This window comes from uncultured Hymenobacter sp., from assembly GCF_964242765.1.
Taxonomy (GTDB): Bacteria; Bacteroidota; Bacteroidia; order Cytophagales; family Hymenobacteraceae; genus Hymenobacter.
This window is the reverse complement of sequence record NZ_CAXTBM010000020.1, coordinates 35,680-50,588: the sequence shown is the minus strand read 5'-3', so window position 1 is coordinate 50,588 and position 14,909 is coordinate 35,680. Positions and strand designations below refer to the sequence as shown.

Below are 14,909 nucleotides of genomic sequence, written 5' to 3'. Positions count from 1 at the left end.
TTCTTGCTTTTCAGAACATCAAACTCATTTTTCACCAAAATAAGAACTCACTATTTCACCACATCACCACTTCACCTTTCTCCATGTCTCTCCGCCGAGTTCCTATAATTGCTGCTGCGGCTTTGCTATTCTGTACCGTCGCTGTGGGTGTAGCCCGCGCGCAAAGCGACCGTACCGTTAGTGATTTCAGCTTGAAAAACGGTGCCAATGCAGAGGTAGCTCTCCGCAATTACGCAGGCAGCAAAGCTGTGGTGGTCGTGTTTGTTAATCCGAATTGTGCATTCACTCGCTTATATCAAGCGCGCCTCTCGGCGCTGAGCGCGCAGTACAGTGGCAACGGGGTGCAATTCCTGTTCATTGAGGCGCCCATCAACCTTGATGCCAGCGCCGACACCGGAGATGCCGAAAAGATAAAAGTTAAAACTACGGGCGCCGATTTGCCCTTGCTCAGCGATGAAGGCCAGAAAGTAAGTACGCTGCTAGGAGCCACCAAAACGCCCGAAGCAATTGTATTACAGCCAGTCGGTAATGGCTTTGCCGTGCGCTACAAAGGTGCCATCGACGATAATCCGCAAATGGAGGGCTACGCCAAGGAACATTACTTGCAGCAAGCCCTCGACAACCTCTTGGCCGGTCGCCCCGCGGGTGTTCCCGACAAACGCGCGGCCGGCTGCCTGATTAAACGGAATTAAAGTTACTCATAGTTAAAACGGAAGAAGCCTTTGACGACTAGTCATCAAGGGCTTCTTCCGTTTTAACTATGAGTAACCGAGCAGAATGACATTGCTTGGTTCATCTTTACTCTTCTCCCTGCGGCGCGTCGGTAGTGGTAGATGGCTCTTCAGTGAGAATGGCCAGCAGTTTGTTGACTTCGGCGGCTTTGGCGGGCTCTTGGAGCTTCTCGAAACTCAGTTGCAGGTTGCGCAAGGCCCGGCGTACGATGTCGATATGTGAGCAAGGCTCGTAGAAAATATCGTTGGGCGTGAGGTTGAGTTGGGCTACGTAATGCTCGATGTCGGTGCGCGACAACACGAGGCCCCGGTTGTAGCAGTTGATGTAGAACGGTTCTACATCGAGGTCGTCGAGGCGGTAGGTGAGCACAAACAGGTTGGGCAGGTTCACGCCGTAAATGGGCAGGTTCAAACGTTGCGCCACCAGCAGGTAGATAACGCAGAGTGTGAGTGGGTTGCCGCGGCGAGTTTCCAGCACCCGCTGCAACATGGAGTTGGCCGGGGAATGAAAGTTTTGGGTGTTAGCGGCGAACTTATGCGTCTTAAACAGCACGTAGTTTAGGGCCTGCACTTGGTCGGCGGGGTGCATTTCTGGCTTCAGCAGCGTCCACACTTCGAAGCGCAACTGCTCGATGGCGCGGTTGAGCACTTGTAGGTCGGCATCAGGATACTGATACGAGTTCAGCAGCCACATCCCCTCAACCAGATTTTCACCACCAGAATCGCGCCACACGCGCAGGCGCTGTTGCAAGCCTTCGAACTGTAGATTGTGAATCAGATTTTCTAGCCGCTGCTGCTGCTGCGAGTCAAGAGTTTCTTCCCATGACTCTTCCAGGAAAGGAATCAAGCTTTCCCCGAGCGTTTGGATCTTCTCCTGAATCTGCGGCGCGACTTCGGGGTCGTCGAGCAGGGAGATAAGTGCTTTAATTTCTTTGTTGGTCATGTAGTAATAAAGGGAGCCGAAAAGGCAGAAGCGGCCGGAAGTAACAAATTAAAGCATCCGGCACGGTATCACCGCTGCCAGCTGCCAAGGATTAACAGTACCAACGGGTTGGATTGTTCAATTTAAAGAGGTTTCCAGGTTATCGTAAAAAGTAGCGCAAGCCTTCTAGGGTGTGGCCCGTACATAGTTGCCCGTCATGCTTCGACAAGCTCAGCATGACGGGCAACTATGTACGGGCCACACCCTAGCAAAAAGGTTACGTAGTGTGACACGCAACAAAACTTGCTTGTTTATCCAACAATCACCGGAAAAGGTTGGTCTTAGCTAGCTCGACCAGCTCATCACCGCGGCCGTTCATGATGGCTTTGAGGGCGTAAAGGCTGAAGCCTTTCACCTGACTGGCATCGATGGTAGGTGGCATGGAAAGCTCGGTGCGCTTGACCACGGCATCGAGTAGTACGGGACCCGGGTGGGCCAGCATTTCGGCTATGGCAGCGGGTAGGTCGGCGGGGTCACTTACGCGGATGCCGTGCAAACCAGCCGCCTCGGCCAGTGCGGCAAAATTCGGGTTGTCGAGCGCAGTGCCGTATTCGAGGAAGCCGTTGGCTTTCATTTCCAATTCTACAAATCCGAGGCTGCTGTTGTTGTAGACCACAATCTTTACTGGCAGCTTTAGTTGGCGAATGGTCAACAACTCGCCCAGCAGCATAGCCAGGCCTCCGTCGCCCGCCATGGCAATAACCTGACGGCCGGGGTACGTGAGCTGCGCCCCAATGGCTTGCGGCATGGCACAAGCCATACTGCCGTGGTTGAAGGACCCAATAAGCCGCCGCTTGCCATTAAAACGCACGTAGCGGGCCGCCCAGATAGTAGGCGTACCCACGTCGCAGGTGAAAATAGCGTCTTCGGCGGCTTGCTCGTTTAGTAGGCGGGTCACGTATTGGGGATGCATGCTGGTGTCGCCGGCTTCTCCGGTAGCCAATTCATCGAGGCTCTGGCGGGTGTCGTGGTAATGTGCCAACGACTTCTTTAGATGCGCCCGGTCGGTTTTGTAGGTAAGGTGCGGCAGTAGCAAGCGCAGCGTTTCGGCTACATCGCCCACCAAACCGACTTCTACGCGGGTGCGGCGGCCAATGTGCTCGGCGCGCACGTCTACCTGCACTACCCGGGCATCGTCGGGCAAAAACTGGATGTAGGGGAAGTCGGTGCCCAGCATCAGCAAGGCGTCGCAGTCCATGATGGCTTCGTAGCCGGACGAAAAGCCAAGCAAACCCGTCATACCCACATCATAGGGGTTATTGGGCTCGACAAACTCTTTGCCGCGCAACGCATGCACAATCGGAGCGCCTAGTGCTTCGGCCACGGCCAGCAACTCGGCGTGGGCCCCGGCGCAGCCTGCCCCGGCCAGAATCGTCACTTTTTCCGTGGCGTTCAACAGGGTTGCCGCTTCTTGCACATCGGCCTCGGCAGGGCGCAGGGTGGCGACGCGGCCCAGCGCGGGTAGGCGGGGCGCGGGCACATCGGGCACGCTCAGGTGCGTTACATCGCCGGGCACTACCAGTACGGCCACTCCGCGTTGGCTGAGGGCCGTCTGGATGGCGGCCTCGGTCATGCGTACGGCCTGGCCCGGCTGCGAAAGCAACTCACAATAGGCGCTGCACTCCTTGAACGTGACTTCGGGGTGGGTTTCCTGGAAATAGCCGGTTCCGATTTCGCCGCTCGGGATTTGCGCGGCAATGGCCAGTACGGGCACGCGGCTGCGGTGACAGTCGTAGAGGCCGTTGAGCAGGTGCGTGTTGCCGGGCCCGCAGGAGCCGGCGCACACCGCCAACGAGTTGGTGAGGTGCGCTTCGGCGCCGGCCGCAAACGCACCGGCTTCCTCGTTGCGCACATGAATCCACTCAATGCCTTCCCGCGCCCGAATCACGTCGGTGATGCCGTTGAGGGAGTCGCCGACCACGCCGTATACGCGCGTTACGCCGGCGGCCATGATGGTGTCTACTATTATTTCGGAAACGGATTTGTGCGCCATAGAGCAACAAGTATCGGCGGGTAGTGCGAGTTGCAGCCCACCCCTCCCGCCGAATAGCCGGCGGGCTTGTTACGTACGGCACCCGCTAACCCCTTGTTTAGCCCACTATTTCGCTACTTGGTCAACACGCGCAACGCCGCCCCCGACAGTTCCACTTGGGCACTGTCGCTGAAATGCAAGCGCAGCCCCGGCAACTCCAAGTTCTGGGCCACCAGCTTACCGCGGTGCTCCACCCGCACGTCGGTAGCAGCCAGGCGGTTGTCGGCGCTCAAGTCGAGTTCGGCGGTGCTACCGGTAGTGTTGCCGACTACCGCCCGCAACTGACCGAGGTGGTTGCCGGCCAATACTACGTGTGCGGTATGATTTTGTACCAGCCGCAAACTGTCCTGCGTGAAGCCTTTCACTAAGAGTTCTGTGCGGTTTGGTTGGTTTCGCAGCGCTACAGTTTGGGGGCTGCCTGCCCGCGTGTAGGTGCTGCCAGCCGTCAATAAATCGAGGCGGGGGCAACGAATAATAACGGCGTCACCCTGGCCGAGGTAGTCTTCTTTCTCCGGAAAATTCAGCGTAACCGTCAGTTGGCCGCCCTGTTGCTTTACGTGCACATAATCGGCGGCTTTCTTATTCACATAAACCGCAAAGGGCCCGGATTCCACTCGCACACGCATGATGCCGGCAGCGGGCAGGTTTAGCGTGTTGAAGTTGCGCAAAGACAGCGCCTGATAGTTGTTCAGCGGGTCTTTGTAGGCGCCATGCTGGTATTCGGCCCGCAAGGCGGCATTGTAGGTGGTGAGGGAACCGAGCAGCAGCAAGCCAGCGGCCGTCAAGAACTTGAGGCTGTTTTTCATAATTGCGGAGTAACGGGTTCGGGATGTTCGGCCAGAAATTGCACGTAGCGCTCCTGCACCTCGGTCAGGTCGACGCCCAGCAGCCGGATAGTGCGGAAAAAAGCGGGTAGTTCCTGCTGCAAAAAGCGAACTTTGCGCAGTTCCTGCACGCGCTGGGGGCCCCCAGGGGCCACAAAAAAGCCAATGCCGCGCTTGTTGTAAATCACCTGTTGGCTTTGCAAGTGCTCATAGGTGCGCATCACCGTGTTGGGGTTCACCTGCAAGTCGCCGGCCAGTTCCCGCACCGACGGAATCTTGTCGTCGGGCGGCCATAGCCCCCGCAAAATATGCTCGCTCACGTACCCAGCGATTTGCAGGTAAATGGCCTCGTTTTCGTTGAATTCCATGTGAATAGCTAGCCCCGAACTACAGTTGTTTTTCGGTCAGACGGGCATAGGCCCCCGCCCAGAGCAGCACGGCCAGTAGCAGCGGCAGCAGTATCAGCCAAGGTTGTTGCGCTGGCGGCAGCGCCAGTTCAAATAGTTGGCCGCCCGTAGCTAGCACTACATCACTAAACGGCAGCGCTGGCTGAATATCGTGAACAAGAATGCGCTTCAAAACCTGAAAGTTGACCAGCGCCAGCACGCCCACCAAGCCGAACACCGCGAAGGCCACCTTAATAACGTGCCGCCGCCGAAAGTAGATAGCGCCCCATAATGCCGCCGCGTGGAGCGCCGCGTAAGTCAGCAGTGCCCGCACCGAAATGGCCTGATTTTCCCGCAAGTCGAGCAATACACGCGGCTCCGTGCTGGATGCTAATTGCAACGTCAACGCATCAATGAGCAGAAAAACGCAAGTATACACCACCAGAAATACGGGCAGCGAGTATAGCCACACCACCAAGTATTTTTCGAGGTGTGACGCGGGCAGCAGCAGGGCCGGGGCCGCTTGCCGCTGGTCGCCCATGGCCGCGAACACCGAAGCCGTGAACATGGCCCCGGCAGCCAGCAACCCATACGTGAACAGTATCATCTGCACATTAGGCTGGAGTGGCCGGTCACTGATATACGTCAGCCCACCTAATACTGCTACCGTACCGCCGGCCAGTACGGCCGTACCCATCAAATAACTCCGCACGTGTTCGGCGGTGTGCTTGCGCAACAAGCGCCCGAAGCGAGAAAAACTAAAGAGCTGGTTCATGCGAAGGTTGAGCTAGGTAGTTTGTTAAAACAGCGTTGTCACCAACCAAGGCATTGAAAAGCAGTTCTAGATCAACCCGGCTTGGTAGCCCGGCCGGGTTGGGCCAGATACCCCGTTGCCCGCGTACCGAGGACTCCGCATAAATGGGAGTGGCAGCTTCGTTGGGCCGAGCTGCGCCGAAGCGCAAGCGTTCCGCCAGCTCGTCGATGCTGTGGTTGAGTACAATCCGGCGCTCGTGCACCACCACTACAGTATCAATTAGGGCGTCGAGGTCGCGCACTTGGTGGGTTGAGATAATCACGCACCGCTCGTCGCCTAGTGCCGAGGCCACAATCTTGCGGAACTGCGCTTTCGAGGGTATGTCGAGGCCGTTAGTGGGTTCGTCGAGCACCAGCAAGCTCGTGTTGGTGGCTAGGGCAAAGGCAATCATGAACTTTTTCTGCTGCCCAAACGACAGCGCCTGCAACCGGGCGTGGGCGGGCACCTCTAGTTCCTGGAGGTAGCCAGTGAGCTGCGTCTGGTTGAAACGCGGATAGAACGGCGCCGTGTTGGCCACAAATTGCTGAACTGTCAGCGCCGGCACGTATACTTCTTCGGGCAGAAAGAAGAGGTCGGCCAGCACGTCGGGCCGGCGCTCCGCCGACGGTTGCCCGTGCACCGTACACGTTCCTGACCACGGAAAAGCCAGCCCTACCATGCACTTGAGCAACGTGGACTTGCCCGCTCCGTTTTTGCCTAAAAGGCCATAAATATGTCCTCGCATGAGGCTCAGGCTAAGTTCTTCAAAAAGCGGTGCTCGGCGAGAATATCCAAATCGGAGATGCTGGATGGCAACCATGCGTTTATTGTTTTAGTGTACTATTAATCTAATACACCACAAACGTACGCGCTATATTCCGACCAGCAAATTTTATTTTGTTTTTTATACGGGCTATTGTTCGCAGCTACCCTTTGTGGTTTCGGTCAGTAGGCTTACGGACCCATTACTGCTAAAGCAGGTTTTAATGATCTCCATTTGGCTTGCCTCCACTAGCAGCGGTTTGCAAGCCGGCTATACCTTTCACATTCAACCGCGCAAACTTCTTTACTCGCTCAAACTTAGCGGCTACTGCCTCCAACTCTTCATCTTCGGGGAGTTTGGTAGGTACGTGCGTGCTGAGCAACTCAAATATGGAAGCGGCAATGTCCATGTAGCCAAGTAGCAACAAATACAGTTGCTTTTTCTGGTCCTCGGAATAGTTTTTGGTTCGAATAGCTTTTACCAATGTGTCTAGCTGGGTGGTCTCGTCGCTGTAGAGGTCGCGCAAGGAGTTCCGTGCGCTCCAGTAACCTGCTAGCTGCTCCTCATTAGCCGTGTGCAGGGCAAAAGGGAATTCATCAACGAAAGCAACAGAAGCTAAAAAGGCTTTCTCAGCCCCATAAACACTTATCAAATGCTTCTGCAAACTGGTCCACAGACCAGTGCGGGCCTTTTCAAATGCGGCGGTATTTGGTTCGTTCACGCTCAACTAAATGCAGGATGGACGGCAAAGGTAAGGTGACGAAGGTGCATTAGCCGCCCAGCCCGCACGCTTACCGTTTCTGGCTGAAACGGCGAAAAACCTCACGCTATTTCGTCGGCATTCACAAACTCCCAGCAGCCCAGTAATCCTGGCAGCATTACGTATGCAGTCGTGGTTTTGCCCGCGCCGTCGCAGCCAGCTAGGAGGTAGGGTGGAGGGTTTCATAGATGGCAAAAAAGCTACCATACGAGCGTATTCAATCCATAATAAAGGCTGTTATCTGCCGACTTCTCCATAGAGCAGACAGTTCTCGCAATTTATTTAACTCACGCGCCGACTGAACCACGACTAGGAAGGTAGCTTCCTGCTTATTGAGTTTATAAACGACTAGCAACTTCCCTGCGCCTGAACTTGTGCTACTCCCACGTGGCGCACCTGCGTACCGGTCTGATATCAATACAATACTTTTTAAGTCGCTGACTGCAATAGTCTGATTATTTACTATAAGATGATCTTCGCTTAGGCTAATAGTGCCCAGTTTCTGCTGTTGATTCGAGTTGATAATTTGCGCATGATCCAAAAGGCTCACTATCATAATAGCTACTAGCCAGCAACTTGTTGAAATTCCTGTCACCCACAACAAATCACAAAGTATTGCAAGCAAACCGTGATAAGTTGTTCCTGATGCGTTTTCACTTATCACTCGCACCCAGAAGGCACAAAAAGCAAACGCACTTAGTGAAAAGGCTCCTAAGTAATGAATGATTTTCAACCATCGTTTTGTTTCAGCGCGCAGAGGCAAGCATACTAGTTCAGCCATTTTTCACACCTGAATCACGCCCACATTGTACGCCTTTTCAATCGGCGCGTGATTAGCCATGGAGATACCTTGGGAAATGACCTTGCGGGTTTCCAATGGGTCAATGATGGCATCTACCCAGAGGCGGGCGGCCGCGTAGTAGGGCGAGAGTTGCTCGTCGTAGCGGACTTTGATGCGGTCCAGCAGTTCCTTTTCCGCTTCCGGCGTGATGACTTCGCCTTTGGCTTTGAGCGAGGCTACCTGAATCTGGAGGAGCGTGTTGGCGGCGGCAGCACCGCTCATAACGGCTAGTTGGGCGGTAGGCCAGGCCACGATGAGGCGCGGGTCGTAGGCTTTGCCGCACATGGCGTAGTTGCCGGCCCCGTAGCTGTTGCCGATTATCACCGAGAACTTGGGCACCACCGAGTTACTCATGGCATTCACCATCTTGGCGCCGTCCTTGATAATGCCGCCGTGCTCGGACTGTGAGCCCACCATAAAGCCCGATACGTCGTGCAGGAACACCAGCGGGATGCGCTTCTGGTTGCAGTTCATGATGAAGCGCGCCGCCTTGTCGGCCGAGTCGGAGTAAATGACGCCACCCATCTGCATGGCGCCTTTTTTGGTTTTCACGATCTTACGCTGGTTGGCCACAATGCCCACGGCCCACCCCTCGATGCGCGCCAGCCCGCAGATGAGCGTTTGACCGTAGAGGTCCTTGTAGGGCTCGAATTCCGAATCGTCGACCAGGCGGCGGATGATGTCCATCATATCGTAGGGCTTCACCCGGTCGGCGGGCAGCAGGCCGTAGATTTCCTCGGGCTTTTCCTTGGGTAGCGCAGGCGCTTTGCGCGAGAAACCAGCCGTGGCATGGCCGCCCATCTTGTCGAAAATGTTGCGGATGTGGTCGAGGCACTCCTCGTCGGAGGTGAACTTGTAATCCGTGACGCCCGAGATTTCGGAGTGAGTAGTGGCGCCGCCCAGCGTCTCGTTGTCGATGGTTTCCCCAATGGCTGACTTCACCAGGTACGAGCCCGCCAGGAACACCGAGCCGGTACCGTCCACAATCATAGCCTCGTCGCTCATGATGGGCAAGTACGCGCCACCGGCCACGCACGGCCCCATGATGGCGGCCAGTTGCACGATACCCAGGCTGCTCATCACGGCGTTGTTGCGGAAAATGCGGCCGAAATGCTCTTTATCAGGAAAGATTTCGTCCTGCATGGGCAAATACACGCCCGCCGAATCGACGAGGTAGATGATGGGCAGCTTGTTTTCGATGCTGATTTCCTGGGCCCGCAGGTTTTTCTTGGCCGTAATTGGAAACCAGGCGCCGGCCTTCACGGTGGCATCGTTGGCTACGACCACGCACTGCCGGCCTTGCACGTACCCAATGACCACGACCACACCCCCGCCGGGGCAGCCGCCCTCTTCCTGGTACATCCCCTCCCCCGCAAACGCCCCAATTTCAACGGTTTCCGAATTTTTATCCAGCAAGTAGGCTATCCGCTCCCGCGCGGTTAGTTTGCCTTTGGCTTTGTGCGCGGCAATGCGTTTCTCCCCGCCGCCGAGCTGCACCTTCTTTAAGCGTTGGCTGAGTTGAAAATTAAGCTGTTTAAGCAGATCGTCGTTTTTGTTGAATTCCAGGTTCATGCGGGTGGGAATGGGTAGTGAGAGAGTGAAGCGGTAAAAGTTGCAATGGCACAGCTAAAGCTTTACTTGCCCAGCTTAGAAGTACCAAATCATTATCCTTTTACGGTTTCACGGTAGGGGTAGAAAGCAGAAATCCGCCTGTGGGGGCGGATTTCAAAGGTAGATAATGTGGCTCGGTTCTGCGCCGTGCCGTGGGCAGCAGTTACTTCTGCACTGTCGAATCCGAGGATTGCAGGTCCGGTGTGCTGGTTACTTTCTTGGTTTCCGTCTTTACCTCCCCATTGGGTTTCTTCTCAACTTCTTTCTTGACCTTCTCCTTGCCACCACCGAACACCGAGAAGTGAACGTAGCGCTTCGGATTAGTTTGAAAGTCGGAAAGCAAAGAGTTTGTGCTGGCCGCGGTGGCATTCAGGTTATTATAAAGCGAATCATCATTGATGAGCTTGCCCAAAGACCCGCTTTGGTCGGTCATCGACTTGTTGAGCGTGGTCATGGCAGTTTGCGCTTCCGTCATGGTAGCGTTCAGCTTGCGCATAGCCGGCCCGACGGGCGCCCCCTTGAGCGAGTCGCTGAGTTGGCTGAAGTTGGAAGCAATTCGGTCGAACTTCTTGGTGGTCACGGCCAAGTCGGAGGTGAGTTTGGCCATATTGGTGGTAATCTGGTTGATGTTCCGTTGGTTCATCACCAGCAAGTTGCGGAGGGCCTCGGTGCTACCCTGGGCATTGAGCAAAGTGGCCTGTAGGCTCACGCGGGCATCTTTGTTCAAAAAGCTGTTTACTTTCGTCAGCGTCGAGTCGACTGTGCCTAACACGGGCAAGGCCTTCGCCTGAAATGCGTCGGTGATACTAGCTACCGTGTAAGACTTCAGTTCCTCGCCACCGTCATACACTTTGGAATTCTTGCCAAGAAAAAGCGTAATCGTCTTCGACCCTAGCAGCGAGCCACTCAAACTGGCCACTGTTGAGTCGCCGACAGTAATGCCTTTCTGCAATTCCACGGCCACCTTAATCCGGTTAGCTTGCTCAGGCATTAACTTCATTTCCTTCACCTGCCCTACTTTGATACCGTTCAGTATCACCGGGTTACCCACGGTGAGACCATCCACGTTGTCGTAGGTAGCGTAGTACGTACGGTCGGAAGAGAGCAAATTGGCTCCCTTCAGGAAGTTGAATCCAATAAACAGGGCCACTAAGGCCACAATGCCCAATAGGGCTACTTTAATTTCTTTCGCCACGGTGGTCTATCGTTAGTGATATGCAGAGGTGAGAACTGGCCACGACAGGCGCGAAAAGGGTTATTCCCCGTTCATTACCTCCAGTTCAGTTTTGTAGTCGCGGAAGGCCCGGTAGATACCCGAGGCCATATACGCTTGGCCCGCTTTATCGTTCAGATACTTCTCTTCGGTTCGGTTGGTAAGAAAGCCTGCTTCGATAAGTACGGAAGGCATTGTCGATTTCCAAAGCACTAGAAAACCCGCTTGCTTCACGCCCCGCGAAGGACGCTTGATGGTGGTGCGGAACTGCCGGTCCACTTTTTGCGCGAATCGAATACTATTTACGATGTGGGCGCTCTGGTAAAGAGAGAAAAGAATATGGCTTTGGGGAGAAGTAGGGTCGAAGCCGTTGTAGCGCTCCTGATAATTTTCTTCTTGTAGAATAACCGCGTTTTCCCGTTTGGCTACCGAGAGGTTGGCATCGGTCTTGTGCGGACCCATCGTCCAGACCTCCGTACCGTAGGCGGACGGCGCGGCAGCGTTGCAATGCACCGAGATAAACAAGTCGGCGTTGTTTTTATTGGCGATACCAGCCCGGTCGGCTAATTCGACAAATACGTTGGTTTTGCGGGTATACACCACTTTCACGCCGGGCATGCTGTCCTGAATCAGGCGCCCGAGTTCCAGCACGATTTTCAGTGCTACATCAGCTTCCCGGGCACTTACGCCCGCACAGCCCCGGTCTTTTCCGCCGTGGCCAGCGTCGAGAACAACCGTCCGCAACCGGTACCCCGTGGGCATGGCGGAGAGGGCAGGCCGAGGCGCCGGAGTTTCCGGAGCTACTGCGGCCGGCGAGCCGGAAAAACACAACACGCCTACTAGGCACAAGGCGACAATATTCCGCACAGTTTTCGTTAGTGAAGAGCAGCGACCCGCTACCTTTGCAAACCGCCACAAAATAAACGAATAAAACCACGTGGCCGTACTCGAGCCTTTGTCCGACGCAAGTATTATTTTCTTTATCAGGCCACTAAGCCGGATTATCCGGCCCCTGGTAGTATCCGTTATTCTAGGGTTACTGGCATTTCCGGCCCTGGCACAAACACCCACTCGACGCCCTGGCGCCGATGTGCCTTCCGACGTGCGGACTCCACCGCCCATCTTGCGCCCCGATACTATTCCTGGTACGCGCCGGCTGGGTACAAACTCGGCCGCCGATACGGCCGGATTAGTACGCCGGGCGGGCTTGGATTCGTTGCAGCTCTCGACTGGCTCTCGCCGCAGAGGCGACGTGGAAACAACCGTTAAGTATGCGGCCAAGGATTCCATTCGCTTCAATGTGCAAGAGAAAAAGGCTACGCTCTATGACAAAGCCAACGTAGATTATGGCGAGGTGTCATTGAAAGCGGCGGTAATCACCGTGGACTACAGCAAGAATCTGATTAATGCGGAAGGGGCTCCTGACTCTCTGGGTAAGGTGCAGGACAAGCCGGTTTTCAAGAATGGCGCGGAAAACTACGAGGCGGGGCGTATCAACTACAACTTCAAAACCAAGAAGGGTAAGATTGCAGAAGCCGTGACGCAGCAGGGCGAGGGCTATGTACACGCCGAAGTCATCAAGAAAAATCAGTACAACGAAATCTACGGCCGCAACGGACGCTATACCACGTGCAATCTGTCGCATCCGCACTTCTTCATCAACGCCAGCAAGATCAAGATGATTGCCGGCGAGAAGATTGTAACTGGCCCGTTCAACCTCGTTATTGGTGACATTCCGCTGCCGCTGGGTTTGCCGTTTGGCTACTTCCCCTCGCCGAGCAAGAGCCGGGCATCGGGCCTCATCATTCCCACCTTCGGCAGTTCCACCGAACGGGGCTTCTTCCTGCGCAACGGCGGCTACTACTGGGCCGCTAGCGACAATATCGGCTTGCGCCTCACCGGCGACGTCTATTCTGGTGCCGGCGAGAAGTTTGGTGGCTGGCGCGGCACGGCTGAAATGCAATACATTAAGCGCTACCGGTACAGTGGTTTGCTTAGCTTCGAGTTTTCCTCGCGCCCAGTCACTCAAACCTTAGGGCAAGACGGAACTACAACCAGCCTAGCTGCCCAGCAAATACGCAAGCCGCAAACATTCTGGTTGACATGGAGCCACGCTCCTACGCCCCGGCCGGGTGGCGGCCGTTTCTCGGCCAGCGTACGAGCTGGCAGCTCTGACTTCAACCGGCAAAACTCTATTGACCCCGGCCAGTACCTAGCGCCGGCCTTCAACTCGACGGTTAGCTACAGCAAGCAGCTGCGCAACGCACCTATCAACTACGCCATTAACGCGAGCCAGAGCCAGAACACCCAAACCGGCACTATGGACTTCACCCTGCCCGATATTACGGTTGGGGTGGCTCGGCAGTATCCTTATCAGTGGTTGGGCCTAGCGCCTACTGGCAAGTTCTACGAACAATTTGCTTTCTCATATACCCTGAACGCGCAAAACCGTCTCACAAATACCCAACCGGCCCGGTCGTTGGGCGCTGGTATTCCGCTACTCGGTGGAAGCAATACCAGTTCAGTCTTTCCGATAGAGCTGAGCAACGTTGACAAGTTGCTTGGCAATGCGCAGACGAGCATTCTGCACCAGTTTCAGATTTCGCTTGGCAGTTACAACCTCTTGAAATTCATCAACCTTGCTCCTTCTATCAATTACAATGAAGCTTGGTATCTGAAAAAGCTTAGCTATGAATATGATCCGGTAGCTCAAGCAGTACGAATTGATACCCTACGCCAATTCCGCCGGGTGAGTGACTTTTCAAGCGGATTTGGGGTGAACTTCGGGACAAATATTTATGGATTGTACCAAATAAAGGGCAAGAAAATAGAGGCTATTCGCCATAAGGTTACGCCAAACATCAGCGTCAACTACGTGCCGGGACGAAACGCTCGTGGGTCCGCACAACGAATTGACGGCCTGCCTTATTATGGTATTGCTCGCAATACTCCTGATGCTAGCCTAGAGGCTCTTCAAGCAGAACGGGACCCATTAACTGGCAACATACTGGACCGGCGCTATTACTCTTATTACCAAGGATTTACTGGCGCGCCCTCTATTACGAGTACTAGTGCAGCCGGTACCATAGGTTTCTCATTGCAGAATGCAGTGGAAATGAAGGTGCGCGACAACAACGACACAACGGGTACCACACCATTCAAGAAAGTCAGCTTGATTGATGGATTGGACTTGAACTTCAGTTATAATTTCCTTGCTGATCCTGGCATCCCTCGGCTTTCTCCGATTACCACTTCCTTCCGGACGCAGGTGGCGCGTAAGCTGAACATCCTGGTAAGTGCTACGTTTGAGCCGTATCAGCGCGATTCATCCGGCGCCGTCATCAACAAGTACCTTTTCGATCAAGAACGCCGGCGGTTAGCGCGTTTGGCTAATGCCAGCATGTCGCTGAATTATCAGTTCAACCCGAGCCAGAAACCAGGCCGCAAATCCAACATCAGCCGCGCCGTAGCCCCAGCCAATGACCCGGCGCTTGGCAGCCCAATCCCGATCAATCCGTACGAGGATTACGTGGACTTTGAATTGCCCTGGGAACTCAGTTCCGGCTTCACAGCGCAGTACACTGATCCGGGCCCGCGTCCTAGCCGCGGCACCTACGTCCGGCCGCGGTCCTTGGCTTCCGCCTCATTGAACTTAAGTGGCTCCGTAAAGCTCACGGAAAACACACGGGTAGGCTACACCACCAACTACGATTTTATCAACGGCACCTCCGCCTTCACGTCGCTCGATATTTTCCGCGACTTGCACTGCTGGCAGATTACGGGCACCTGGCGGCCATTTAGAGGCTATGCACAAGGTTATTTCGTGACTATTGCCGCCAAGTCGTCGCTGCTCCAGGACCTGAAGCTGAACCGCAACCGTACCTTCCTCAATCGGTAGTGGCTGCGGCTGCTACTAGCTGATTTCAAGTTAACAGATGAGGATTGCAGCCGGATAGAAACGGTAGGGCCGCGG

13 protein-coding genes are annotated in these 14,909 nt (G+C 55.0%); 2 read left to right on the top strand and 11 right to left on the bottom strand.

The window, feature by feature from the left end; genetic code table 11:
- The first annotated feature begins 83 nt into the window (after positions 1-83).
- Positions 84-692, top strand: a complete 609-nt coding sequence (locus ACFE7X_RS10695; RefSeq protein ID WP_375435653.1) for a redoxin domain-containing protein — start codon at positions 84-86, stop codon at positions 690-692.
- A gap of 106 nt (positions 693-798) precedes the next feature.
- Here the strand turns inward: ACFE7X_RS10695 and ACFE7X_RS10690 are convergent, their stop codons facing one another.
- The 11 genes from ACFE7X_RS10690 to ACFE7X_RS10640 all read right to left on the bottom strand — a co-directional run bounded on the left by ACFE7X_RS10690 (position 799) and on the right by ACFE7X_RS10640 (position 11,698).
- Positions 799-1,674, bottom strand: a complete 876-nt coding sequence (locus tag ACFE7X_RS10690) for a transglutaminase-like domain-containing protein (RefSeq protein ID WP_375435652.1) — start codon at positions 1,672-1,674, stop codon at positions 799-801.
- A gap of 301 nt (positions 1,675-1,975) precedes the next feature.
- The gene (gene poxB / locus ACFE7X_RS10685) at positions 1,976-3,706 is read right to left on the bottom strand and encodes a ubiquinone-dependent pyruvate dehydrogenase (protein WP_375435651.1); all 1,731 of its coding nucleotides are present in this window, start codon (positions 3,704-3,706) and stop codon (positions 1,976-1,978) included.
- Positions 3,707-3,819: 113 nt separating this feature from the next.
- The gene (locus ACFE7X_RS10680) at positions 3,820-4,551 is read right to left on the bottom strand and encodes a hypothetical protein (protein ID WP_375435650.1); all 732 of its coding nucleotides are present in this window, start codon (positions 4,549-4,551) and stop codon (positions 3,820-3,822) included.
- Positions 4,548-4,937 (bottom strand): GntR family transcriptional regulator, encoded by a 390-nt coding sequence (locus ACFE7X_RS10675; RefSeq protein WP_375435649.1) that lies wholly within the window; start codon positions 4,935-4,937, stop codon positions 4,548-4,550. Before ACFE7X_RS10675 ends, ACFE7X_RS10680 begins: the two co-directional genes overlap by 4 nt.
- A gap of 19 nt (positions 4,938-4,956) precedes the next feature.
- Positions 4,957-5,730 carry a hypothetical protein gene (locus tag ACFE7X_RS10670; RefSeq protein ID WP_375435648.1) on the bottom strand — a complete coding sequence of 258 codons (774 nt, stop codon included), beginning with the start codon at positions 5,728-5,730 and terminating at the stop codon, positions 4,957-4,959.
- The gene (locus ACFE7X_RS10665) at positions 5,714-6,568 is read right to left on the bottom strand and encodes an ATP-binding cassette domain-containing protein (RefSeq protein ID WP_375435647.1); all 855 of its coding nucleotides are present in this window, start codon (positions 6,566-6,568) and stop codon (positions 5,714-5,716) included. Before ACFE7X_RS10665 ends, ACFE7X_RS10670 begins: the two co-directional genes overlap by 17 nt.
- Positions 6,569-6,731: 163 nt before the next feature.
- Positions 6,732-7,232 carry a hypothetical protein gene (locus ACFE7X_RS10660; protein ID WP_375435646.1) on the bottom strand — a complete coding sequence of 167 codons (501 nt, stop codon included), beginning with the start codon at positions 7,230-7,232 and terminating at the stop codon, positions 6,732-6,734.
- Positions 7,233-7,488: 256 nt separating this feature from the next.
- Positions 7,489-8,052 (bottom strand): hypothetical protein, encoded by a 564-nt coding sequence (locus ACFE7X_RS10655; protein WP_375435645.1) that lies wholly within the window; start codon positions 8,050-8,052, stop codon positions 7,489-7,491.
- Between the two features lie 3 nt (positions 8,053-8,055).
- Positions 8,056-9,684, bottom strand: a complete 1,629-nt coding sequence (locus tag ACFE7X_RS10650) for an acyl-CoA carboxylase subunit beta (RefSeq protein ID WP_375435644.1) — start codon at positions 9,682-9,684, stop codon at positions 8,056-8,058.
- Positions 9,685-9,886: 202 nt separating this feature from the next.
- A complete protein-coding gene (locus ACFE7X_RS10645; protein WP_375435643.1) occupies positions 9,887-10,918 on the bottom strand; it encodes an MlaD family protein in 1,032 nt (343 codons plus the stop codon).
- A 60-nt stretch (positions 10,919-10,978) separates the two neighbouring features.
- Entirely contained in the window at positions 10,979-11,698 is a 720-nt protein-coding gene (locus ACFE7X_RS10640) for an N-acetylmuramoyl-L-alanine amidase (RefSeq protein ID WP_375435694.1), read from the bottom strand.
- A 193-nt stretch (positions 11,699-11,891) separates the two neighbouring features.
- Here ACFE7X_RS10640 and ACFE7X_RS10635 point away from each other — a divergent pair, with 193 nt between their 5' ends.
- Positions 11,892-14,834: a putative LPS assembly protein LptD gene (locus ACFE7X_RS10635; protein ID WP_375435642.1), complete on the top strand. Its 2,943-nt coding sequence runs from the start codon at positions 11,892-11,894 to the stop codon at positions 14,832-14,834.
- Positions 14,835-14,909: the final 75 nt, after the last annotated feature.